The 23,761-nt window shown below is 63.1% G+C and carries 21 protein-coding genes and 1 riboswitch; of the genes, 7 read left to right on the forward strand and 14 right to left on the reverse strand.

Annotated features, from left to right (window positions below):
* Positions 1-8 precede the first annotated feature (8 nt).
* From BLV20_RS12075 to BLV20_RS12105, 7 genes are all read right to left on the reverse strand, one after another.
* Positions 9-530, reverse strand: coding sequence for a retropepsin-like aspartic protease family protein (locus tag BLV20_RS12075; protein WP_092301532.1), 522 nt, complete (start codon positions 528-530; stop codon positions 9-11).
* Complete coding sequence (locus tag BLV20_RS12080) at positions 527-1,510, reverse strand: esterase-like activity of phytase family protein (protein WP_092301535.1); 984 nt, start codon at positions 1,508-1,510, stop codon at positions 527-529. Before BLV20_RS12080 ends, BLV20_RS12075 begins: the two co-directional genes overlap by 4 nt.
* On the reverse strand, positions 1,510-3,417 hold the full coding sequence (gene parE / locus BLV20_RS12085) for a DNA topoisomerase IV subunit B (RefSeq protein WP_007921422.1): 1,908 nt from the start codon (positions 3,415-3,417) through the stop codon (positions 1,510-1,512). Before parE ends, BLV20_RS12080 begins: the two co-directional genes overlap by 1 nt.
* Positions 3,418-3,459: 42 nt before the next feature.
* The gene (locus BLV20_RS12090; RefSeq protein ID WP_092301538.1) at positions 3,460-4,068 is read right to left on the reverse strand and encodes a YqiA/YcfP family alpha/beta fold hydrolase; all 609 of its coding nucleotides are present in this window, start codon (positions 4,066-4,068) and stop codon (positions 3,460-3,462) included.
* A 115-nt stretch (positions 4,069-4,183) separates the two neighbouring features.
* Positions 4,184-4,999, reverse strand: a complete 816-nt coding sequence (gene cpdA / locus BLV20_RS12095; protein ID WP_092301541.1) for a 3',5'-cyclic-AMP phosphodiesterase — start codon at positions 4,997-4,999, stop codon at positions 4,184-4,186.
* 99 nt (positions 5,000-5,098) lie between these two features.
* Entirely contained in the window at positions 5,099-5,551 is a 453-nt protein-coding gene (locus tag BLV20_RS12100; RefSeq protein ID WP_092301544.1) for a DUF1249 domain-containing protein, read from the reverse strand.
* The gene (locus BLV20_RS12105; RefSeq protein WP_092301547.1) at positions 5,542-6,159 is read right to left on the reverse strand and encodes an NUDIX domain-containing protein; all 618 of its coding nucleotides are present in this window, start codon (positions 6,157-6,159) and stop codon (positions 5,542-5,544) included. Before BLV20_RS12105 ends, BLV20_RS12100 begins: the two co-directional genes overlap by 10 nt.
* Before the next feature lie 223 nt (positions 6,160-6,382).
* On the opposite strand from BLV20_RS12105, the gene BLV20_RS12110 reads away from it, so the two are divergent.
* Positions 6,383-7,129, forward strand: coding sequence for an RsiV family protein (locus BLV20_RS12110; RefSeq protein ID WP_092301550.1), 747 nt, complete (start codon positions 6,383-6,385; stop codon positions 7,127-7,129).
* 293 nt (positions 7,130-7,422) lie between these two features.
* Here the strand turns inward: BLV20_RS12110 and thiC are convergent, their stop codons facing one another.
* Positions 7,423-9,312, reverse strand: a complete 1,890-nt coding sequence (gene thiC, locus BLV20_RS12115) for a phosphomethylpyrimidine synthase ThiC (protein ID WP_092301553.1) — start codon at positions 9,310-9,312, stop codon at positions 7,423-7,425.
* Between the two features lie 175 nt (positions 9,313-9,487).
* A riboswitch (TPP riboswitch) is annotated at positions 9,488-9,592 on the reverse strand.
* 196 nt (positions 9,593-9,788) lie between these two features.
* On the opposite strand from thiC, the gene BLV20_RS12120 reads away from it, so the two are divergent.
* Entirely contained in the window at positions 9,789-11,228 is a 1,440-nt protein-coding gene (locus BLV20_RS12120; protein ID WP_092301556.1) for a TolC family outer membrane protein, read from the forward strand.
* 124 nt (positions 11,229-11,352) lie between these two features.
* Here the strand turns inward: BLV20_RS12120 and waaA are convergent, their stop codons facing one another.
* A complete protein-coding gene (waaA, locus tag BLV20_RS12125; RefSeq protein ID WP_092301559.1) occupies positions 11,353-12,624 on the reverse strand; it encodes a lipid IV(A) 3-deoxy-D-manno-octulosonic acid transferase in 1,272 nt (423 codons plus the stop codon).
* A gap of 23 nt (positions 12,625-12,647) precedes the next feature.
* Positions 12,648-13,532: a LysR family transcriptional regulator gene (locus tag BLV20_RS12130; protein ID WP_175540191.1), complete on the reverse strand. Its 885-nt coding sequence runs from the start codon at positions 13,530-13,532 to the stop codon at positions 12,648-12,650.
* A gap of 109 nt (positions 13,533-13,641) precedes the next feature.
* Between BLV20_RS12130 and BLV20_RS12135 the strand changes: the two genes are divergently transcribed.
* The 4 genes from BLV20_RS12135 to BLV20_RS12150 all read left to right on the forward strand — a co-directional run bounded on the left by BLV20_RS12135 (position 13,642) and on the right by BLV20_RS12150 (position 17,151).
* Entirely contained in the window at positions 13,642-13,974 is a 333-nt protein-coding gene (locus BLV20_RS12135; RefSeq protein WP_007921448.1) for a DMT family transporter, read from the forward strand.
* Between the two features lie 179 nt (positions 13,975-14,153).
* Entirely contained in the window at positions 14,154-15,329 is a 1,176-nt protein-coding gene (locus BLV20_RS12140; RefSeq protein WP_092301565.1) for an NAD(P)/FAD-dependent oxidoreductase, read from the forward strand.
* Positions 15,326-16,138, forward strand: a complete 813-nt coding sequence (locus BLV20_RS12145) for an aldo/keto reductase (protein ID WP_092301568.1) — start codon at positions 15,326-15,328, stop codon at positions 16,136-16,138. The genes BLV20_RS12140 and BLV20_RS12145 overlap by 4 nt, the downstream gene beginning before the upstream one ends.
* Before the next feature lie 41 nt (positions 16,139-16,179).
* On the forward strand, positions 16,180-17,151 hold the full coding sequence (locus BLV20_RS12150; RefSeq protein ID WP_092301571.1) for a metal ABC transporter ATPase: 972 nt from the start codon (positions 16,180-16,182) through the stop codon (positions 17,149-17,151).
* 54 nt (positions 17,152-17,205) lie between these two features.
* Here BLV20_RS12150 and hldE read toward each other — a convergent pair whose 3' ends face one another.
* The 3 genes from hldE to BLV20_RS12165 all read right to left on the reverse strand — a co-directional run bounded on the left by hldE (position 17,206) and on the right by BLV20_RS12165 (position 21,936).
* Complete coding sequence (hldE, locus tag BLV20_RS12155) at positions 17,206-18,630, reverse strand: bifunctional D-glycero-beta-D-manno-heptose-7-phosphate kinase/D-glycero-beta-D-manno-heptose 1-phosphate adenylyltransferase HldE (protein WP_092301574.1); 1,425 nt, start codon at positions 18,628-18,630, stop codon at positions 17,206-17,208.
* Positions 18,631-18,939: 309 nt separating this feature from the next.
* The gene (gene msbA / locus BLV20_RS12160; protein WP_092301577.1) at positions 18,940-20,748 is read right to left on the reverse strand and encodes a lipid A export permease/ATP-binding protein MsbA; all 1,809 of its coding nucleotides are present in this window, start codon (positions 20,746-20,748) and stop codon (positions 18,940-18,942) included.
* 15 nt (positions 20,749-20,763) lie between these two features.
* Complete coding sequence (locus BLV20_RS12165; protein ID WP_092301580.1) at positions 20,764-21,936, reverse strand: O-antigen ligase family protein; 1,173 nt, start codon at positions 21,934-21,936, stop codon at positions 20,764-20,766.
* A gap of 107 nt (positions 21,937-22,043) precedes the next feature.
* Between BLV20_RS12165 and BLV20_RS12170 the strand changes: the two genes are divergently transcribed.
* Positions 22,044-22,649 (forward strand): BUD32 family EKC/KEOPS complex subunit, encoded by a 606-nt coding sequence (locus BLV20_RS12170; protein ID WP_092301583.1) that lies wholly within the window; start codon positions 22,044-22,046, stop codon positions 22,647-22,649.
* Here the strand turns inward: BLV20_RS12170 and BLV20_RS12175 are convergent.
* Positions 22,635-23,738: a glycosyltransferase gene (locus BLV20_RS12175; protein ID WP_092301586.1), complete on the reverse strand. Its 1,104-nt coding sequence runs from the start codon at positions 23,736-23,738 to the stop codon at positions 22,635-22,637. The genes BLV20_RS12170 and BLV20_RS12175 overlap by 15 nt on opposite strands.
* Positions 23,739-23,761: the final 23 nt, after the last annotated feature.

Below are 23,761 nucleotides of genomic sequence, written 5' to 3' on the forward strand. Positions count from 1 at the left end.
GGGCCTCATCAGTTCGTTGTCTGGCGCAACAGCAAGGTGCCGCCGCGCTGGGTAAATTCAAGTTTTTTCAAAGCGCTCATGCCCAGCAACACCTGCTCGCCGCCCAGGCCCGGCGCAACCAGCGCACGGACATCGCGCAGGACGATGTCGCCCAGTTGCAGGCGGTCGAGACGGGTTCGATAACCCTCGCTACGACCGTTGGCGGTACTCAGGATCACCGGTGCGCCCTTCTCCAGGCCAAGACGCTCGGCCAGCCCGGACGGGATCGACACGTCGGTCGCTCCGGTATCGAGCATGAAATCCACCGGCTGGCCGTTGATCCGGCCGCTGGCGACGAAATGCCCCTGGCCGTTGTCGACCAGTTTCACTTCGATGTAACCCTCATGTTGTTGCGAAGTGACGACAGCATTGGGGTTCTCCTGACGCTGCTCCCACTCGCCGAAAAACCGGGTCGCCAGGAACAGCCCGGCGCCCCAGGCCAGCACCAGCAGCACGCGCCCGGCACGTTTGCCCGGTGGTTGCTGGCTCATGGCTTGGCACTCCAACCGCCTTCGGGCGCGGCGAAGCGCCAGACGATCGGGCGTTTTTCACCGTCGGCACGGGCGCCGGTGTTGTTATCCACACCGATCCAGGCGCCGTCGGCATCCACCACCAGCGCCTCGGTCAGGCCATAGGCCTGAGAATAACGTCGGTTGTCCTGCAACGCCTCGGCGGCAAACGACCAGCAACGCTCGACCTTGGCGGTCGATGCATCCCGGCGACAGATCTGAAACGCATTGCGCTCGAGGGTGAACAACTTGTCCTCGAACAGCGACAGGTCGGCAAAATCCCGGGATACCGCCTTGGCCTTGGGCATCTGCGACGGCTGCATTTCCAGCCCCGCTTCGCTGAGCAGCACGCAACCGCCGTCGCAGTCCCAGACGCTCTGCTGACGCTTGATCAACAGCAGCCCGCGACGCTCGCGCTCGGCCGCCAGCCAGATCCTGTCGCCGGCCGGGTTGACCGCCAGGCCTTCGAACAAGGCATTGAAGTGCAGCAACATACCGCTGGCCCGGGCCTCGCGCACCATGATCGGCGAAATCTTCAGCCAGGCCGCCGAGCCCGTCGGCGGCAACTGCAACACCGCCGCGTGGGACTCGCTGACCACATACTTGTTGCCGGCGCTGTCGCAGCTAATGCCTTCGAAATCCAGGTCGCCACCGCGCACGAACGAAGCCGCCCAGTTGCGCGAGCTCAAGCCCCACGGCAAACCGCTGTCCGGCACCGGCGGCACCTCGATGCGCACGGTTTCGGCCTGCCACACGCGGTCGCTGGTATCGAGCCGGTAGATCTGGTCATCGTCGCGATCGGAGACGGTCCACAGTTCCTTGCCGCATACCGCCAGCCCCGAAAGGTTGCCGCCGCGCATGCCGTCTACCGGATGCTCGGCCAGCAGCCGCAACTCGGGCGCAGTGCCGGCCATCGCCGAGGTTGCCAATAGCAGTAACGCCAGGGCAAAGCCTCTGCGCATCAGGCCAGAACCTCGGCCAGGTTGCCCTTGGACTCCAGCCAGCTCTTGCGATCGCCGGCGCGTTTCTTCGCCAGCAGCATGTCCATCATTTCCGAGGTCGCGGCGAAATCTTCACCAAGGGTCAACTGCACCAGGCGCCGGGTGTTCGGGTCCATGGTGGTTTCACGCAGCTGCGGCGGGTTCATTTCACCCAGGCCTTTGAATCGGGTGACCTGCGGCTTGCCACGCTTCTTCTCGGCCACCAGGCGATCGAGAATGCCGTCGCGCTCGGCTTCGTCGAGGGCGTAGTAAATCTCCTTGCCCAGGTCGATGCGGTACAGCGGCGGCATCGCCACATAGACGTGGCCGGCATCCACCAGCGGGCGGAAATGCTGGACGAACAGCGCGCAGAGCAGCGTGGCGATGTGCAAGCCGTCGGAGTCGGCGTCCGCGAGGATGCAGATCTTGCCGTAGCGCAGCTGGCTCATGTCCTCGGCGCCCGGGTCGACCCCGATGGCCACGGCAATGTTGTGCACTTCCTGGCTGGCCAGGACTTCGCTGCCATCGACTTCCCAGGTGTTGAGGATCTTGCCGCGCAGCGGCAGGATCGCCTGGAACTCCTTGTCCCGCGCCTGCTTGGCCGAACCGCCGGCGGAGTCACCTTCCACCAGGAACAGCTCGGAACGCATCGGGTCCTGGCCGGCGCAGTCCGCCAGCTTGCCTGGCAGCGCCGGGCCCTGGGTAATGCGTTTGCGCTCGACCTTCTTGCTGGCCTTGAGGCGACGGCCGGCGTTGCTGATGGCCAGTTCCGCCAGTTGCATGCCCAATTCGGGGTTGGCGTTGAGCCACAGGCTGAACGCATCCTTGACCACACCCGAAACGAAAGCGGCCGCCTCGCGGGACGACAGGCGCTCCTTGGTCTGGCCGGAGAATTGCGCGTCCTGCATCTTCATCGACAGAACGAAGGCAATGCGCTCCCAGACGTCTTCCGGCGCCAGTTTCAGGCCGCGCGGCAGTAGGTTGCGAAACTCGCAGAACTCGCGCATGGCATCCAGCAGGCCCTGGCGCAAACCGTTGACGTGGGTGCCGCCCTGGGCGGTCGGGATCAGGTTGACGTAGCTTTCCTGCACGCTGTCGCCGCCTTCCGGCAGCCACAGCAGGGCCCAGTCCACCGCTTCCTTGTTGCCGGCCAGGCTGCCGCAGAAGGGTTCGGCCGGCAGGCGTTCGAATTCGCTGACCGCATCCACCAGGTAAGAGCGCAGGCCGTCTTCGTAATGCCACTCGACCTTTTCACCGGTGCCTTTGTCTTCGAAACTGACCAGCAGCCCCGGGCACAACACGGCCTTGGCCTTGAGCACGTGCTTGAGGCGGCTGACGGAGAATTTTGGCGAATCGAAGTATTTCGGATCCGGGGCGAAGTACACGCTGGTCCCGGTATTGCGCTTGCCGACGCTGCCGACCACTTCCAGTTCGGTGGCCTTGAAGCCGTCGGCGAAGGTCATCTGGTATTCGTTGCCGTCACGCTTGACCCGCACCCGCACCTGGTTCGACAAGGCGTTGACCACGGAAATACCCACCCCGTGCAAACCGCCGGAGAACTGGTAGTTCTTGTTGGAAAACTTGCCGCCCGCATGGAGCTTGGTGAGGATCAGCTCGACACCGGACACACCCTCTTCCGGGTGAATGTCCACCGGCATGCCGCGGCCGTCATCGGATACTTCCAGGGAGTGGTCGGCATGCAGGATGACCTGGATCGACTTCGCGTGCCCCGCCAGGGCTTCGTCGACGCTGTTGTCGATGACTTCCTGGGCGAGGTGGTTCGGCCGGGTGGTGTCGGTGTACATGCCCGGGCGTTTGCGCACCGGGTCGAGGCCCGAGAGGACTTCGATGGCGTCTGCGTTATAAGAGCTAGCGCTGGGAGTGGCCATGGGGTCTCGTCGTTAGTCGTTCAATGAAATAGAAGCGAGGGTTCACAGCGAGGTGAAATCGATCGCCTGGTACTGATCCGGGCCGATGCCGGCAAAATTCAACAACGCCGGCAATTGTCCGGCAAAACCCTGGAAACTATGGTCGCCGCCGGCCTGGATGCGCAAGGCACAGGCTCGGTAATACAGCTGGGCGCTGCGATAGTCCAGCGTCTCGTCACCTGTCTGCAGCCAGACCTGGAACCGCTGCGGGTCCTGGGGCGCCGGCACTTCCAGCTCGGCCAGGGCCGTCACGTGGTCGTGGGTCAGTTCCCAGGTTTCCCCGGTATAGAGGTTGGTCTGCGTGCCCAGAAAACCGTCGAACATCCGGTGCGGACTGACCGCGGGGTTGATCAGCAAGGCTTTCAGGCCATGGCGCTCGGCAAGGTGAGTCGCATAGTAGCCGCCGAGAGAGCTGCCGACCAGCAGTGGCCGCCCGAGTTCGGCAATCGCCTGCTCCAACTGGCCAATGGCCTCGCGCGGATGATGATGCAAGGCCGGCACGCGCAACTGCTCAGCGCGGCCGATCGCTGCCATGACAGCCGCCAGCTGGCTGGCTTTCTTCGACGCCGGTGCGCTGTTGAAGCCGTGGATATACAGGATCGAACCGGACATGCGCACTCCCTTTGCATCGTGCAAAAAGGCGCAGTTTACAGGGTGTATCGCTGCTTGACTTGTGTTCAGGTGTATCCCTTTGTCCCGTCGCCACAGGCTGCGGCCCTGGGCGAAGTCAGTAGCCGTTGCTGCCGTAGTCGACCTGGAAGTCGAAGCCGTTGACCCGCTCGACACCGGTTTCCAGTCGCCCATCGGGCAGCAGGCGCAGCCAGCGATACCCCGGCGCGGCCGTACCGACCTTGAAATCTTCGCTGCCCGGCTCGAACTGGATGCAGGTCGAGGGCGATGCCAACAGGCGCAAAGGCCCTTGCTGACGGTCGATTTCCTGATGCACATGCCCCCAGAGCACCGCGCGCGCCTGCGGAAACCGCTCCAGCACGGCGAACAGCGCATGCGGATTGCGCAGCCCGATGGGCTCCATCCAGGCACACCCGATGGAGACCGGATGATGATGCAGGCATATCAGGTGATGGCGTTCGGGGGCTTCGCTCAAGGCGCTGGCGAGCAATTGCAGCTGCTCGTCCTGCAAGTAGCCCGGCACCGAGCCGGGTACGGCGGAGTCGAGCAAAGTGATCCGCCAGTTGCCAATGTCCACCACCGGCGCCAGCAACGAACTCTGCACCGCCGCCTGCGCCATGATTTGCGGCTCGTCGTGGTTACCGGGGATCCAGCGCGCCGGCGCCGGAATCCGTCGAGTCATGTCACGGAACAGTTGATAGGACTCCAGCGTACCGTCCTGGGACAGATCGCCCGTGGCCAGCATCAGGTCGATCCGTGGTTGCTGCTCCAGCACCAGGTCGATCACCCGCTGCAGGCTGTCGCGGGTATTCATGCCCAGCAACGTACCGTCCGCTTCGGCGAACAGATGGCTGTCGGACAGCTGCACCAGCAACACGGGATCATCGGTGGTCAGAGTGGATACGCTCGGCAAGGCGGTCTCCCAGGGCGTGTCACGGGAAGTGAGGAATGGGAGCAATTATGCTGGGGGAAATTCAAAAGGGGAAACCGGCGAACCGGACGCAGTTCACATCTACCGCACGGCCTCGAACTCATGGCCGCAGGCCAGGCAATGGCTCAGCCATTCACCGAGAAATACATTGAGCTGGGCCTTCTCGTCCGGCTGGTGCATGAAGGCGTTCGGATACGGATAGATGCCACGAAAGCGCCGGGCGTGCTCGGCGCTGATGACCTCGGCCATGCGCGCATCGTGGTAGACCTGGACCTCCAGCTGCGGCACCGGCAGCCAGGGCAGGCTATGTTCCTGGCGCACCTGCAGGGTGGTGGTGTAGGGACAGGCCAGCAGCACCTCCAGCGCCAGCACGCCGAGCATCTGGTCGCCCTGGGTCACCGCGATCCGCCGCGCCACAGGCTGGTTGCGCATATCGGGCAACAGGCGCATCAGCCGGGCATAGTTCGCCTCGCAGGACGCTTGCAGCCCCACGAGATCGACCCGGTAGCGATCGCGCGCTTTGTTTACGACCATAACCCCCTCACTTCAACGCGGTTCAAAGCCAGCCATTGCAAGGCAATAATGCTCGCCGCGTTGGAAATCCGCCCATCCCTTACCGCCTGCAGCGCGTCTTCGAAAGCCCAGACCGACACACGGATGTCCTCCGCCTCTTCCACCAGCCCGTGCAGGCCGCCGGCACCGCCGCTGTCGCAGCGTCCCAGGTACAGATGCACAAACTCGGTACTGCCCCCCGGCGACGGAAAATACTTGGTCATCGGCCACAGCGCGGAGAATGTCAGTCCAGCTTCCTCCTGCGCCTCGCGGTGAGCAACTTCTTCCGGATGCTCCTCCTTGTCGATCAGACCGGCGACCAGCTCGATCAACCAGGGAGTCGCGGTTTTCCCCATGGCACCGACGCGAAACTGCTCGATCAGCACCACTTCATCGCGCTGCGGATCGTACGGCAGTACGCAGACAGCATCGTGACGCACAAAGATTTCACGACTGATCTCGCGCCCCATGCCACCGGCAAACAGCTCGTGGCGCAGGTGCACACGGTCGAGCTGATAAAAACCCTGGAAGCATTTTTCGCGCCGAACGATATCGACCGTGGTCGGCGTGGTGTTGGCAAAGTCCGTCATAGCAATCCTCGTTTCTTGCTGTCCGATCCGAGGCTCCCCCTCGATATCGCGCCATCCTAACGCGCCGATGACCGATGATGCAGCCCCTTTACCATCAGCGGGATAGACGGCAAGGGGGCAAACCTAATCTAATTGCTTCTATTGAGCTTAGTGGCGAACTGATTGCCCCGCAGGCAGTCGAAGCCGGTAACTTTTGCCTACCTCTGGTTTATCAAGGACGCACATGTCGCTTCTTAAAATCGCCTCCGTGGCTTGCCTGGCCCTGACCCTGGGCGCTTGCCAAAGCCTGTTTCAACCCAGCCACCAAAAGCCCCTGCAAAGCACCAGCGACAAGTCGGAACAGCTCAAGCCCGGCTGCAGCAGCCAGGATTGCCCGCTGGTGAACATCGACACCGTGCACTTCGCCGACGAACCGCAGTTGGATGCGCTGATTGAAAAACGCCTGCTGCAAATGACTCGCACCACGGCGGACCAGGCCGTTCCAGCGACGCTGAGCGCCTATCGCGAGAAATTCCTGCGCGAGGCCGACAGCCGCAACAGCATGTACTTGCAAGCCAAGGTACGCGAACAGCATGACGGCCTGGTGATCATCGAACTGGCCAGCTACCTGGACACCGGTGGCGCCCACGGCACGCCCGGTCGCGGTTTCATCAACTACTCCCGCGAGCTGCACAAGGAACTGACCCTGTCCGACATGCTGCGCCCGGGCCAGGAAGCCGCGTTCTGGAAGGCCGCCCAGGTGGCCCACAACAGCTGGCTGATCAGCACCAAGCTGGACCAGGAGCCAGAGTTCATCAAGACCTGGCCGTTCCAGAAAACCCCGAACGTGGCCCTGACCTACGGCGGCGTGATCCTCAAATACAACGTGTCGGTGATCGCGCCTTACGCGCTGGGCCACATCGAACTGAAGATCCCTTACAACCGCCTCAACGGCATCCTCAAACCCGAGCTGTTTCCTGGTCGTAGCTGAGCCTCGGCAGTCCTGCCAGGACCACTGACGGCAGGGTTGCACCAACACTCGGATAAAAGTTGGCCAGCAGGCGATAGCCGCTGGCCGGTCAAGCCCCAGACCTGGCGCCGCCAGCGCGCCGGCCAGCAGCACCATCAGGCTGGCGCCAGGAAAACCATCCGCAAAAAAGAGCGAGGCTTGCCCGCGATAGCGGCGTGTCAGTTACGACGCCATCGCGAGCAAGCCGGACGCTGCCCGCTCGCTCCTACGGGTGATGAGTGATCGCTTCTGGCGAAGCGATCATCAACGCAGGATCAAACCTTCTTGTACAACTGGCTGCCTTCCTGCTTGAAGCGCTCGGCCTGTTCCGCCAGCCCCTTGGCGACATCCACGTCCACCGCTTCGATGCGCTGGTTGGCCGCGTATTCGCGGACCTCCTGGGTGATTTTCATCGAGCAGAATTTCGGCCCGCACATGGAGCAGAAGTGCGCGACCTTGGCCGAATCCTTGGGCAGGGTTTCGTCGTGGTAGGCACGCGCGGTATCCGGGTCGAGGCCGAGGTTGAACTGGTCTTCCCAACGGAATTCGAAACGCGCCTTGGACAGCGCGTTGTCGCGGATCTGCGCGCCCGGATGGCCCTTGGCAAGGTCGGCGGCATGCGCGGCGATCTTGTAGGTAATGATCCCGGTCTTCACGTCGTCCTTGTTCGGCAGGCCCAGGTGCTCTTTCGGCGTCACGTAGCAGAGCATGGCGCAGCCGAACCAGCCGATCATCGCCGCGCCGATGCCGGAGGTGATGTGGTCGTAGCCCGGCGCGATGTCGGTGGTCAGCGGGCCGAGGGTGTAGAACGGCGCCTCGTCGCAGCATTCCAGCTGCTTGTCCATGTTCTCTTTGATCAACTGCATCGGCACGTGGCCGGGGCCTTCGATCATGCACTGCACGTCATGCTTCCAGGCGATCTTGGTCAGCTCGCCGAGAGTCTCCAGTTCGCCGAACTGCGCTTCGTCGTTGGCGTCGGCGATCGAGCCCGGACGCAGGCCGTCGCCCAGCGAGAAGCTGACGTCGTAGGCCTTCATGATTTCGCAGATTTCGTCGAAGTGGGTGTAGAGGAAGTTCTCTTTATGATGCGCCAGGCACCACTTGGCCATGATCGAGCCGCCACGGGAAACGATGCCGGTCACGCGCTTGGCGGTCAGTGGCACATAGCGCAGCAGCACGCCGGCGTGGATGGTGAAGTAGTCGACGCCCTGCTCCGCCTGCTCGATCAGCGTGTCGCGGAACAGCTCCCAGGTCAGGTCTTCGGCCACGCCGTTGACCTTCTCCAGCGCCTGGTAGATCGGCACGGTACCGATCGGCACCGGCGAGTTGCGGATGATCCACTCGCGGGTTTCGTGGATGTGCTTGCCAGTGGACAAGTCCATGACCGTGTCCGAACCCCAGCGGATGCCCCAGGTCAGTTTCGCCACTTCTTCTTCGATGGACGAACCCAGGGCGCTGTTGCCGATGTTGCCGTTGATCTTCACCAGGAAGTTGCGGCCGATGATCATCGGTTCCAGTTCGACGTGGTTGATGTTGGCTGGAATGATCGCGCGGCCGCGGGCGATTTCCTCGCGGACGAACTCGGGGGTAATTTCTTTCGGGATGCTCGCGCCGAAGCTGTGGCCGGCGTGCTGCTGATCGAGCAAACCCGCCGCGCGGGCCTCTTGCAGCTTCATGTTTTCGCGGATGGCGACGTATTCCATCTCAGCGGTGATGATGCCTTTGCGCGCGTAGTGCATCTGGCTGACGTTGACTCCGGCCTTGGCGCGGCGCGGGTTGTTGACGTGAGCGAAGCGCAGCTTGGTCAGCTCGGGATCGGCGAGGCGTTGCTGGCCGAAGTTGGAGCTCAGGCCCGGCAGGCGCTCAGTGTCGCCACGGTCGTCGATCCAGGCCGAGCGCACGTCGCCCAGGCCCTTGCGCACATCGATCACCACGTTGGGGTCGGTGTAAGGGCCGGAGGTGTCATAGACGGTGACCGGTGCGTTGATCTCGCCGCCGAAGTCGGTCGGGGTCACGTCGAGGCTGATTTCGCGCATCGGCACGCGGATGTCCGGGCGCGAACCCTGGACATAGATTTTTTGCGAGCGGGTAAAGGGCTGAACCGACTGCTCATCGACCTTGGCCGATTCGCTAAGGTGGGTAGCGTTTTTTAATTTTGTAGTCATCACGGGCTCTCCAGACGGCATCCAGGCAGTGGATTTTTGTCGGAGCGAACCTGTAACGAACGGACGCAGCCATAGCTGGAGCCAGAGGCGAAAACCAGCTGGTGCAGTGCTTGGTGCTCGAGGGGTGTTCGATTGTCGAACAACATCCCGGACGAAGCACAAGAGGACTCGCCGGGTGACGAGAAATCTTGTTCCCTACGCAGGCGCTAACCTGATCAGGTTCAACGGGATCCGGATTATCCGATCTCAGCCTCATAGCAAGGCACCCCGACAAGAACCCGGCCAGTCTAGACAAAGCCGGCACAGAACGCCAACCCCACGGCAAACAGCGGGATGAATGGCGTAAATGCAGGATTGTTGCCCTTCGCAGGCGCATCTACACTCGCTGAGTTGCGTCCAACCTTGACGCTGCATAGGCCGAGACTTAGCCTTGGCGCCAGAATTATCCTTGTAATATCAACTCTAGGGATCGCCGAATGCTGCGCAAACTCTCACTGGCCATCGCCGTGTCTTGTGCGTCCAATGGAATGGCCTGGGCAGCAGAAGCGCCCTTGACCACCAAAACCGACCTGGTCAGCGTCTATCAGGAGGCGGTGGACAACAACGCCGACCTCGCCGCCGCCCGTGCCGATTACGACGCCCGCAAAGAAGTGGTACCGCAGGCGCGCGCCGGGTTGCTGCCCAATCTCTCGGCCGGCGCCGAGCTGAGCAATACCCGGACCAAGTTCGACGAGCCGTCGATGACCGCCAGCCGCAGCGGCAACGTGTACCAGGCGACCCTGGCCCAGCCGATTTTTCGTGCCGACCGCTGGTTCCAGTTGCAAGCGGCCAAGGACGTCAACGAGCAAGCCGCGCTGGAACTCTCGGCCACCGAGCAGAACCTGATCCTGCAAAGCGCCGAGAGCTACTTCTCGGTCCTGCGCGCCCAGGACAACCTGGCCTCGACCAAGGCCGAAGAAGCCGCCTTCAAGCGCCAGCTCGACCAATCCAACGAACGCTTCGACGTCGGCCTGTCGGACAAGACCGACGTCCTGCAATCCCAGGCCAGCTACGACACTGCGCGAGCCAACCGGATCCTCGCCCAGCGCCAGGTAGATGACGCGTTCGAAGCGCTGATTACCCTGACCAACCGCCAGTACAACTCGATCCAGGGCATCGTCCACAGCCTGCCGGTGCTGGCGCCGACTCCGAATGACGCCAAGGCCTGGGTCGATACCGCGGCCAAGCAAAACCTCAACCTGCTGGCCAGCAACTACGCGGTCAGCGCCGCCGAGGAAACCCTCAAGCAACGCAAGGCCGGCCACGCCCCGACCCTCGATGCGGTGGCGCAATACAAGAAAGGCGACAACGACGCCCTCGGCTTCAGCAACCCCGGCCCGCTGGGCCAGCGTTATGGCAGCGATGTGGAACAACGCACCGTGGGCTTGCAACTGAACATTCCGATCTTCAGCGGTGGCCTGACCAGCTCCCAGGTCCGCGAGTCCTACTCGCGCCTGACCCAGAGCGAGCAACAGCGTGAAGCCCTGCGCCGCCAGGTGGTGGAAAACACCCGTAACCTGCACCGTGCGGTGAACACCGATGTCGAGCAGGTCCAGGCCCGGCGCCAGTCGATCATCTCCAACCAGAGCGCGGTGGAAGCCACGGAAATCGGTTATCAGGTTGGCACGCGCAATATCGTCGACGTGCTCGACGCCCAGCGCCAGCTGTACACCTCGGTGCGCAACTACAACAACAGCCGCTACGACTACATCCTCGACAACCTGCGCCTCAAGCAAGCCGCCGGCACCCTCAACCCCGGCGACCTACAAGACCTGTCGCGCTACCTGAAAGCCGACTACAACCCGGACCGCGACTTCCTGCCGCCAGACCTGGCCAAGGCCGCGGCGGAACAGCTCAAGGCTCGCCCAGGCCAATAACCTGTAGCCGCTGCCGCAGGCTGCGATCGACCGGAACGGTCGTAAAAAAGGCCACCGCCATTCAACAGAATCGCGGTGGCCTTTTTGCCTGTCCTTCGGCCAGGATCGCAGCCTGCGGCAGCGGCTACAGCAAGCGGTCCAACCCGTCGAGCAGGCGCTGCAGGGCGCCCTGGTTGCTGCGCATCACTTGCAGCCCGGCGTCGGCCATCTTTTGTGCATCCCGTGGCAACTCGAACAGGCGCTGCACCGCCACCGCCAGGCCATGAGCATCGTCCACTTCCTGCAAGGCGCCCGCCTCGCGCAGCATCGCCGCGATCTCCAGGAAGTTGAACAAATGCGGTCCGCTCAGCACCGGCTTGGCCAGGGCCGCCGGCTCCAGCAGGTTGTGGCCGCCGTTGGGCACCAGGCTGCCACCGACAAAGGCGCTGTCCGCCAAGGCATAGAGAAACAGCAGCTCGCCCATGGTGTCGCCCAGCAGCACCGAAGTGCCGGCGGTGACCGGCTCGGCGCTCGAGCGGCGAATAGTCGCGAAACCTTGCTGCCGGCACAGCTCGAACACCGAGTTGAATCGCTCCGGATGACGCGGCACCAGGATCAGCAAGGCATCCGGGTGGCTGGCCAGCAATTGGCGATGGGCATCCAGCACCACGGCATCTTCGCCTTCATGGGTGCTGGCGGCGATCCACACCGGGCGCTCGCCGGCTTGCCATTGCTGGCGCAGCTCGCTGGCGCGCACCAGCAGTTGCGGGTCGATGCTCAGGTCGAACTTGATCGAGCCCGTCACCTCGACTGTTTCCGGGCGTGCGCCCAACTGGCGAAAACGTTCGGCTTCGGCTTCGGTCTGCACCGCGAACAGGCTCATTTGCGCGAGCATCGGTGCGGTCAGCTTGGCAAAGCGCCCATAACCCCGGGCCGAGCGCTCCGACAACCGCCCATTGGCCAGCGCCACCGGAATCCCGCGCTTGGCGCACTGGTGAATGTGGTTGGGCCACAGTTCGGTTTCCATGATCACCGCCAGCTTCGGCCGCACCCGCTCGAGAAAACGCGCGGCGGCGCACGGCAGGTCGTAGGGCAGGTAGCAATGCTGGATGCGCGGCTCGTTGGCGAACAGCGCCTGGATACGCTCCGAGCCCGTCGGCGTCATGCAGGTGACCGTGATCGGCAGCTGTGGATAGCGCGCCAGCAAGGCGCGGATCATCGGCGCGGCGGCGATGCTTTCCCCTACCGACACGGCGTGCACCCAGATCCCGCCCGGCTGCATCGCCGGCAGGCCCCAGGAAAAACGTTCGCCAACCCGCCTGGCATAAGCCGGCGCCTTGCGCGCCCGCAGCCACAGACGAATCGCCACCAATGGCAGCCCCAAGTAAAACAGTGCGGTGTAGAGAGTTCTATTCATGGCGGCGGAGTTTATCGGCTTTTTCAGCCAATCGCCCGCAGGTGCACGGCAAAACGCTCCGCCAGCCACTGCGCCGCCAGGCCCAGGGGTTCATCGCGGCGCCAGACCAGCTCCACCACCAGCGCCGGCGGGGTCCACTCGCTGGTCAATTCGACCATCTGGTTCTGATAGGCCGGATACTGCACCACATGCCGCGGCAGCCAGGCCCAGCCCAGGCCGCGCATCAGCAACTCGGCCATCGCGTAGAAGCTGTCGGCGCGCCAGACCTGCGGGCTGATCTGCTCGCCACTGGGGTAAGCGCTCAATTGCGGGGAGATCAGCAACTGGCGATGCCGCGCCAGTTGCTGGCGGTCCACCTGTCGCTCGCCGGCCAACGGGTGGCCGACCGCACACACCGTGACCATCTCGACACTGCCCAGGGCCCGGCGCTCAAGGGTCTCGGACATCTGTTCATGGTGAAACAGCAAGCCGAGGTCGGCCCGGCGCTCCACCAGCTTGCGCGCCACATCACCCTGGGCGCTGCTGGCCAGCTGGACTTCAAGGCTGGGGAACTGCTCGGACAAGGCCTCGAGGCTATCGAGCACCGGCTGGAACGGCATCGCCTCGTCCAGGGCCAGGCGCAAGCGCGCCTCCTGGCCCCGCATCAACGCCAGCGCTCGCCCGTTCAGGCGCTCGCATTGGCGCAGCACTTCCCGCGCCTCCGCGAGCAAGGCGCTGCCCGCCTCCGTGAGCTTCGGCTGACGACCGCTGCTGCGCTCGAACAATGTCACGCCGAGGTCGGCCTCCAGCAGCGCGATCGAACTGCTGACCGCCGATTGCGCCTTGCGCTGGTCGCGAGCCACAGCCGAAAACGAGCGCTGCTCGGCGACGCTGACGAACAGCCGCATCTGCTCCAGATTCCATTGCACATTCATGAGCCAACCCATCTTCAGAACAGATAGGTAATGACTTTACCCCATCTGCTCAATCTCTAGAATGCCGACCTCATCAAGCAAGCCCAAACACGAGGACTCTCCCATGAACGCTTACACCTACCTGGCCATCGCCATCTGCGCCGAAGTGATCGCCACTGTTTCGATGAAAGCGGTCAAGGGCCTGAGCACTCCGCTGCCATTGCTGCTGATCATCGTCGGCTATGGCGTGGCTTTCTGGATGCTGACCCTGGTGGTGCGCACCGTGCCGGTGGGCGTGGCTTACGCGGTCTGGGCCGGCATGGGCATTGTCATGGTCAGCGTGGCCGCGCTGTTCCTCTACGGGCAGAAGCTGGATATCCCGGCGATGCTCGGCATGGCCCTGATCGTCCTGGGCGTGGTGGTAATCCAGCTGTTTTCCAAGACCGCCGGGCACTGATCCGTACCGCTGCCTTAGGCCCTTCAAGAGCACGACCGTTTCGCGCTCGATCGCAGCCTTCGGCAGCGACAACACAAAGCGCTCCGCCAAGCGCGCCCCTGCCAGTTTGATCGCCAACAAAGCCTGTGCGGCTCGAGCCTGTATACTGCGCGCCTAGTCTTGAACACCGAGGTCGCTGCATGCCATCCGTTATTTCCACCGACGTGCTGATTGTCGGCGCCGGAGTCGCCGGCCTCTGGCTGAACGCGCGCCTGCGTCGCCAGGGCTTTTCCACTGTGCTGGTGGAGAGCGCCAGCCTCGGCGGCGGACAAAGCGTCAAGTCTCAGGGAATCATTCACGGCGGCGCCAAATATGCCCTGCATGGCGCCCTGACCGGCGCTTCGGAAGCCATCGCCGACATGCCGCGCCGCTGGCGCGAAGCCCTGGCCGGCAGCGGCGAGCTGGACCTGTCCGGTGTGCGCCTGCTGTCCGAGGCCCATTACCTGTGGTCCCCCGGCACCCTGGCCGGCAACCTCACCAGCTTTTTCGCCAGCAAGGCGGTGCGCGGCCGCGTCGACCAGGTCAAGGGCGACCAGTTGCCACCGGCCCTGCAGGACCGTCGCTTCAAGGGCAAGGTCTATCGCCTGGCCGAATTGGTGGTCGATGTGCCAAGCCTGATCGGGCGCCTGGCCGAACTGGGCGGCGACAGCCTGCTGGCCGCGCAGAAGATCGAACCCCTGCTGGAAAACGGGCAATTGGCGGGCCTGCGGGTCGATGATCGGGAAATCCGCGCGCAACGCGTCGTGCTCAGCGCCGGAGCCGGCAACGCCGAGCTGTTGAGCCGCCTCGGCCTGAGCCAGCCGGCCATGCAACGCCGGCCGTTGCACATGGTGATCGTCAAGGGCCCGAGCCTGAAACCGCTGTACGCCCATTGCCTGGGTGGCGGGCCCAAGCCACGCATCACCGTGACCACCCACCCGGCGGCCGACGGCCAATGGGTCTGGTACCTCGGCGGCGACATTGCCGAAGCCGAAGGCGTGGCTCGCGAGCCGGCGGCGCAGATTGCCGCCGCCCAGAAAGAACTCGGCAACCTGTTGCCATGGGTCGATCTCAGCCAGGCGCAATGGGCCACCCTGCGGGTTGACCGCGCCGAACCCGCGCAATCGGGCCTGACCCGCCCGGACAATGCCTTCCTCGCCGAACAGGACCGTCTGCTGGTCGGCTGGCCGACCAAGCTGGCCCTGGCCCCTGACTTCGCCGACCGGGTGTTCGCCGCCCTCGAGCGCGACGGCATCAAGCCGGGCCCCGCGACTCCGTTACCGGAGCTACCGAAACCCGCCATCGCGCAACCGGCATGGGAGCAACTGCTGCCATGAGCCAGGCGACCCTGCACGACCTGCATCGCCCCTTCGGCAGCACCGGGCTGCTGGTGTCTCCGCTGGGCCTGGGCACCGTGAAACTCGGACGCGACCAAGGGGTGAAATACCCCAACGGCTTTCAGATTCCGGATGACGCCGAAGCCCGCATGCTGCTCAAGCTGACCCGCGACCTGGGCATCAACCTGATCGACACCGCGCCGGCCTATGGCCGCAGCGAGGAGCGCCTGGGCCCGCTGCTGCGCGGACAACGCCAGGACTGGGTGATTGTCAGCAAGGTCGGCGAAGAGTTCGAAAACGGCCTGTCGCGGCACGATTTCAGTGCTGCGCATACCCGGTTTTCGGTGGAACGCAGCCTGCAGCGCCTGGAAACCGACTTCATCGACCTGGTGCTGGTGCATTCCGACGGCAATGACCTGCACATCCTCGAGCAGTGCGAGGTCTACCAGACGCTGGCCGAGCTCAAGCAGGAAGGCAAGATCCGTGGTTTCGGGTTTTCCGGGAAAACCGTCGAGGGCGGCCTCAAGGCCCTGGAACAGGGCGACTGCGCGATGGTCACCTACAATTTGAACGAACAGAACGAAAGAGCGGTCATCGATTACGCCGCAGCCCACGGCAAGGGCATCCTGGTGAAAAAAGCCCTGGCCAGTGGCCATGTGTGCCTGAGCCCCGGTGTCGACCCGGTTCGCGCCAGCTTCGAATTGCTGTTCGACCAGCCGGGCGTCGCCAGTGCTATTGTCGGGACCATCAATCCGTTGCACCTGGCCCATAATGTCGCCACTGTCGCGCAGGTACTGCGCAAGAACTGATGCCGCCCACGCGGCCGACCCCGACGCAAGAAGGAGCCGACATGCCGCGTACGCTCATTAGAAAGAACCCCAGCAACTTCAAGACCCTGCCCCTGTTCGTCGAAGCGACTCCCGAAGGCCTCAGCTACCAGAGCGTCGGCATGCCGCTGAACTTTGCGCAGACCCTGCAGCGTAGGCGCCCGGTCGCGGTGGCCGACGCCGAGCGCTTTGCCCTGGAACTGGCCAACCTGGGCGTCTCGGTACGCCTGACCCTGCATTGGCAGAACCGCGATTATTGGGTGCTGGTGCGCCAGCGCCGGCAAGACCGCGGCGACGTGGTGCTCAAGCTGATTTCCGGTTACGTCCCGGCTCACGAGCTGAACCTGCCGCTGCATACCGCCATCCAGGAAATCGCCGAGGAATGCCTGCTGGAAACCCCGGAAGGCTGGCTCGGCGGGCGTTTCAACGACACCTGGCTGCCGGCGCCCTATTCGGCGGCCCTGCATTATCGCGAGGCCCTGCCCTTTCGCCTGACGCCGCTTTCTGGCGCGGCACGCCCGGTGCGCTGCGCCAACCTGCAGCTGCTGGAACGGCCGCGGGCTTATGTGCACCTGCCTACCGCTTCGCTGCAGCTGATTTATGACCTGCGGCTGGACGTGCCCAAAGAAGCCAAATCCCTGAGCCTGTTCCATGTCGACGAACGCCTGGAAGGCGATCAACTGGTGGCACGCCTGGATCGCAAGCGCCCGGACTTGTACCTGATGCCGCTCAAGGACGGGCAGCCCTGCGCCGAGCTCTATACGTTGAAGAAGGATCAGTTGCACCCGGCGAGCACTCGCGGCCTGTATCTGGCCGAAAGCTTCGCCCAGCAGCAAGGCTGGTTGGTGCGCGAGGAGCGGATTCGCTGGAAGGACTGGCTGAAGCAGCAGGGCTTGAGCGCCCCGGAGAAAGACTCCAAGCTCCAGCGTTTTACCGGCAAGGCGCGGCAGATATTGCGCAAGATGGTACCGACCAAGACCAGCCGGCAACGTTGAGCGCCGCCCCGCCCACTCCAGCTTTCGCGAGAGTGGGCGGATTGGCGGCAAGCCTCATTCGGTCTTGCGGATCTTCTCGACTATGGCCGTGGTGGAACTGTTCTCCACCAGCCCCAGCACCTTCACGGTGCCTCCATAAGCCTTGACGATGTCGGCGCCGACCACCTGATCGACCGAGTAATCGCCACCCTTGACCAGCACGTCCGGCTTGACCTGGGCCAGCAGGTTTTCCGGCGTGCCTTCAGGGAAGCTGATGACCCAGTCCACCGCGCCCAGGCCCGCCAGGACCGCCATGCGCCGGTCGACGCTGTTGATCGGACGGCCCGGCCCTTTCAGGCGGCTGACCGACGCATCGTCGTTGATCGCCACGATCAGGCGATCGCCTTGCGCCCGCGCCTGCTCGAGGTAGGTCACATGGCCGGCGTGGAGGATGTCGAAGCAGCCGTTGGTGAAGACGATCTTCTCTTTGTGCGCACGCGCATCGTCGATCGCCAACAGCAATTGGTCGAGGCTCAGCACGCCGCGCTCGGAACCTTCCTCACGCTGGATCGCGCGACGCAGTTCCGGGGCGCTGATCGCCGCGGTACCCAGCTTGCCGACCACGATGCCGGCAGCCAGGTTGGCCAGGGCCACCGCGTGCGGCAGCTCTTCACCCGCCGCGATTGCCGCCGCCAGGGTGGAAATCACGGTATCGCCGGCACCGGTGACATCGAACACTTCACGGGCCCGGGCCGGCAGATGCAGCGCCGGGTGATCGGGACGCAGCAGGGTCATGCCGTGCTCGCCACGGGTCACCAGCAGGGCGCCCAGCTCAAGGTCGTGCATCAGCTTCGCGCCTTTGCTGACCAGGTCGTGCTCGTCGACACAACCGCCGACGATGGTTTCGAATTCGCTGAGGTTCGGGGTAATCAGGCTGGCGCCACGATAAATCGAGAAATCCTTGCCTTTCGGGTCCGCCAGCACCGGGATGCCACGGGCACGCGCGGCCTGGATCAGCGCCTGATGGTTCTTCAGGGCACCTTTGCCGTAGTCGGACAACACCAGCACCTTGATGCCGTCCAGCAACTGGTCGACTTCGGCGCCCAAGGCCAGGGCATCCGTGGCGAAGGGTTGTTCGAAATCGATACGCAGCAATTGCTGGTGCCGGCTCATGACCCGCAGCTTGACGATGGTCGGCTGGTGGGCAATGCGCTGGAACAGGGCGCGCACGCCCGCGCCTTCCAGGCTGTTGGAGAGGCTATTGGCAGCCTCATCGTCGCCGGTGACGCCGACCAGCGAGGCCGGCGCGCCGAGCGCGGCAATGTTCAAGGCAACGTTCGCGGCACCGCCCGGGCGATCCTCGATTTGCTCGACCTTGACCACCGGTACCGGCGCCTCAGGGGAAATCCGTGAGGTACCACCATGCCAGTAACGGTCGAGCATGACATCGCCGACCACCAAGACAGGGGCTTGATCGAATCGCGGCATGGACAACTTCATGGAGCAACCCACATACAAAATGAACAGGGGCGCGATATTAACACAGGGTGAACGCTGCCTAGTTCTACCGCTGCACGAGTATTCGCGATCGATGCAAACTGTTCATTTATTGAGCAAAAGCTCCGTCAACCGGCTTGTCGCAAGGGCCAGCCCGGGTGGTCGGCACCGGTCTCGCAACCCTGATCCAACGCTGTTTCAAAGAATTATTCAGTCTTGGACAAGGCTGTAACAGGCGGGATAAAAAATCAGCCGGCGCATTGCACGCCGGGAAACCGTTCCAGGGTGGGCATTGCCCACCCTGGAGTCGGGTCAGGCAATACCTTCGGACGCAGGCTCGTCCAGGCCCATGGCATGCAGGCGCGAGTAGTAGCCATTCTGCGCCAACAGATCGACATGGGTGCCGCGCTCGACAATTCGTCCCTGATCCATGACCAAAATCAGGTCGGCTTTCTCGATGGTCGACAGGCGATGCGCGATCACCAGGGTGGTGCGCCCTTTCATGACCTTGTCCAGGGCCGCCTGGATATGCCGCTCCGACTCGGTATCCAGGGCCGACGTGGCCTCGTCGAGAATCAGCAGCGGCGCATTCTTCAACAGCGCCCGGGCAATCGCCAGACGCTGGCGCTGGCCGCCGGAGAGCAGTACACCGTTCTCGCCAACCTGGGTGTCCAGGCCTTCGGGCAACTGGGAAATGAAATCCATGGCATAGGCATCCGCCGCCGCCTTCTCGATATCTTCCCGCGGTGCCCCTGCCAGGTCGCCATAGGCGATGTTGGCGGCCACGCTGTCGTTGAACAGGGTCACGTGCTGCGTCACCTGGGCCACATGCCGACGCAGATTGCGCAGGCGGTAATCCTCGATCTCTACGTCATCGAGAAGAATCTGCCCCGTTTCGTGGTGATAGAAGCGCGGAATCAGGCTGGCCAGGGTCGACTTGCCGCTGCCGGAACGGCCGACCAGGGCGATCATCTGCCCCGGAGCCGCGGAGAAACTGATGTCCTTCAGCACTTCACGGTCGGTGCCTGGATAGGTAAAGCTCAGGTTGCGCACATCCAGGCGCCCCTCGATACGCTCACGCTCGACCTGGCCCAGGTCGACTTCAGGCTCGACGTCCAGCTGTTCGAAGATGCTTTCCGCGCCCGCCACGCCTTTCTGGATGGTCGAGCTGACTTCCGAAAGCTGGCGAATCGGCTTGGGCAACAGGCCCGCCGCGGTGATATAGGCCACCAGGTCGCCCGCCGTGGCATCGCCACGCAGGAACAGCACCAGGAACATCAACACTGCCATGGCCGAGTAGATCACCAGTTGCAGCATCGGCGTATAGACCGCACCGGTCTTGGTCATGCGCAGTTGCTTGTCGGTGTTGCTCTGGCTGGCGTCGACGAAACGTTGCTGCTCATAGCTTTCGCCACCGAAGCTGCGAACCACGCGATAGCCTTGAATGGTCTCGGAGGCCACGTGGGTCACATCGCCCATCGCCACCTGGATCTTCTTGCTCTGCTTGCGGAATTTCTTGCTGGTGCTGCCAACCATGACCGCAATCAACGGCAGGATCGCCAGCATCACCAGGGTCAGCTTCCAGTTCATCCACAACAGGTAAACGAACAGGAACACCACCGTCAGGCCTTCACGAATCACCACTTTGATGGCATCGGTAGCAGCGCCGGTGACCATGGTGACGTTGAAAGTGATGCGGGAAATCAGGTGCCCGGAGTTGTGGGTATCGAAATAACGGTTGGGCAGGACCAGCAGCTTGTTGAACAGCTCGACCCGCAGGTCATGCACCAGCCCCAGGGAAACCTTCGCCAGGTAGTAGTTGCCGAGGAAAGAGCCAAGCCCCTGCCAGGCCGCGATCAGGATGATCAGCAGCGGCACGGCCATCAATAGCTGCAAGTCGCGCAGATAAGGGACATTGGGAAAGAGCACCGCTTCGGGATTGCTCAAGCCATCGACGAAATATTTGAGAATGCCTGCCAGCATCGGCTGGGTGGATGCAAATATCACGAAGCCCACGATACTCAGCAGGAAAATGCCAATGTAGGGTTTTACATACCCCAACAGCCGGAAATAGATTTTCAGGCTGGAATCCTGTTCCGCTTTGAGCGGTGCATCACTCATCGTCGAGCTCACTGTTTAGGAGGAACGCGGGATTTTATCACAGCCTGTGTGACCACCCCGCGCCCAGACCAAAACAGTGGCCAAACCGATCGGCAGCCAGCTGATGAACCATTCGGCGCGGGGAGTTCCGGTCAGGCTGGCGGCATCGAACTGCATGGCCAGGAAAGAAAACAGCCAGATGCCGATAACGCCCCGGCCATAAAGTGTTTCGCGGGCGCGCCAGGCTTCGCGCAACGCCACAAACCAGACCGCCCCCCACAGCAGCAGCCCGGGAATACCCAGCTCGAGAGCGATATGGGTGAACAGATTGTGGGCGTGATCGAACTGCTGCCCTTCAGCGAATACCTTATAACCCGCACCCAGGCCAAGACCTGTCCATGGATGCTCAGCAATCATCTGCAGGCTGGCCATGAGGATTTGTGGACGATAAGACACCCCACGGGCCAGAACCAAGGGTTCGAGAAACCAGAACGCCAACATCGCCAGCAGCAGCGCCGCAGCCGCAAACATCCGGCTGAGCCGGTCACGGCACCAGATAGGCATTGCCAGCACCGTCAGGAACAGCGCCAGGGCAGCGCCACGGCTCTGGCACAGCACGACAAACCCGCCGAGCAACGCCAGCGCCACCAGCCACACTGCTTGAAGGCCGCGAGTGCGCGGCACCCAGTGCAGCATCCAGATGGCGCTCAGTCCGATGACATAACCACCGAGGATCGGATGAGCCAGTTCACCCAACCCCTCGAGACGTGCCCACCAGACATTGCCGTTGATCCAGTAGAACTGGATGATGGCCAGCAATGCAGTCACCGCCAGCCCCACCCCGCCCCACTGCATGACGCGGATCACCCGTTCAGGCCGGGCATTGGCGAAAATCGGGAAAAACAACAGGAATACCGCGATATACAGCAGGCGCTTGGCCTCGCGAGACGGGTCTGCCGCCTGCGTCCACAGCAAGCTGATCAGCCCCCATACCGCCAACCCCAGCAATGCCAGGCCAAGCCAGCGCTGGGCATGCCACCACTCGATCAGGCGCTCGCGCGCAGACCAAGCCAGAATCATCGCCGGCAGCCATAGGAAAGCCACTAGCCCCTGTTGATAAATCTTGTTGGTGGGCGCCAGTGCAATGGCCAGCAAAAACCATAGCAACCCGATTGTCATCCATACTTGCGCCCAGCGTGTGGCCTGCATCTATTCGCTCCTGAATGGTCCACCCGCCAACCCGGCATGGTGAAAACAACAACTTTTCGGCATCATTGCCCGCCACTGTGCCCGCCACTTCGACAAGGCTTCCTACGATGCAATGCTCCCGGCTTCCCCAAGCCACTTTGAATCAGATGATTGAAGGCGCCAGAATTCTGGAGGCCGACAGCTACGGCCCGAAAGTCTACCTGTTGCAGGATGGGAATATTCTGAAACTGTTTCGCCGCAAGCGTCTTTTTTCATCCGCCCTGTTTCGGCCCTACTCGAGGCGCTTCATCGACAACGCAGCACGCCTGGAACGACTCGGCGTTCCCACGCTGCAGGTCCTGGAGTTCTATCGTCTGGAACAACCCGGCATGACCGCAGTGCTATACCGACCGCTGCCCGGTGAAACCCTGCGCCAGGTCTCCAGCAAGGAAGGCTTCGACTGGCAGCAGACCTTGCCAGCCCTGATCGAACTGATTCGCAGCCTGCACGGCTCGGGAATCTACTTTCGCTCACTGCACCTGGGCAATATCGTCATCACTCCGGACAATCGCTTCGGCCTGATCGATGTGGCGGACATGCGTTTCTTCCGCGGGCCACTTCCCCCTCATCTGATCAAACGCAACCTGCAACACTTCGCCCGTTATATTGCCCGGGAGAAGCTGAACGGCAGCTTTCCCATGCAAGCATTGGAACAGGCGCTAATTTCGGCATGACAACAGGGTGGCGGCGGTCTGGCTGAAGCGCTGCCAGGCCTGGTCGGGCGCCAAGGCGGCGTACTGATCGGCGGCGACCTCCTGTGCCGGCAGGTTGAAGGCCTGGAAAATGGCCTCCCGCCAGGCATCGACATCATTCACCGGCGCATAGCGTCCGGTATCAGCCAACTGTTCGCGAAATACCGGCAGGTCGCTGGTCAATACCGGCACGCCGGACATCACGGCCTCTTGCAGCGTCAAGCCGAGGCCCTCCTCCAGCGATGGAATGGCTACCCAGTCGAACGCCTTGAACAGGGTCGCGGCATGCTTCAGATGCCCGGGCAGCATGACCTTGTCACCCAGGCCCAGCTGCTTGATACGGGCCTCGAGTTCAGGCCGGGCCTGCCCCTCGCCGACGATCACCAGACGCAGGTTGGGTCGGCTGTCGAGCATTTTGGCGAAAGCTTCCAGCAAACAGGCAAACCCCTTGTCCGCTACCAGCCGTCCGATTGCGCCCAGTACCGGGGCGTCATCAACGGGTAGGCCCAGACTTGCGCGCGCCTGGTCGCGTGGCAGAAGCCTGGCGCTGAAAGCCTGGGGATCAAACGCCGTGCGCAGGGTGATCACCGGCTTTTGCAGGTCGCGCTCCAAGGACGCCGCCAGGGTCTGCGAAACCGCGGCCAGGGTCAGTTGCGAAGCCGGGAACTGCTGGAACAAGGCCTGATCCGACTGATGCAGCCGCGTAGCGCCATGGATGACCACCACCACACGCAGCTGCGACAACGATTTGAGAACCGGCAGCATCACTCGCGCCACGCCGATCCCGTCGATCAGCAGCACACGTGCGCCACTCGCCTGCAGCGCCCGATGAAAACGCATCCGCATCCAGGGCTGCACCAGCCGCCAGAAATGCTTGGCTTTCAAGCGGGACGAAGACAGGTTCCATTCCCGACATTCACCGACATTCGCCACGCAGCCGGTGGCTGCCCCCTGCAGCAGCCAGGTCTTGACCACCGTATCGGTCTCGGCCTGGGACAGGATCTGTTGATGAACCTTGTGCACAGAAGCGAATGCGGGGCCTGCCGCCCACATGATGTTGAGAATGTTCATAGGGCACACCGCCCTTTCACGGT

Source organism: Pseudomonas sp. NFIX28 (genome assembly GCF_900107395.1).
Taxonomy (GTDB): Bacteria; Pseudomonadota; Gammaproteobacteria; order Pseudomonadales; family Pseudomonadaceae; genus Aquipseudomonas.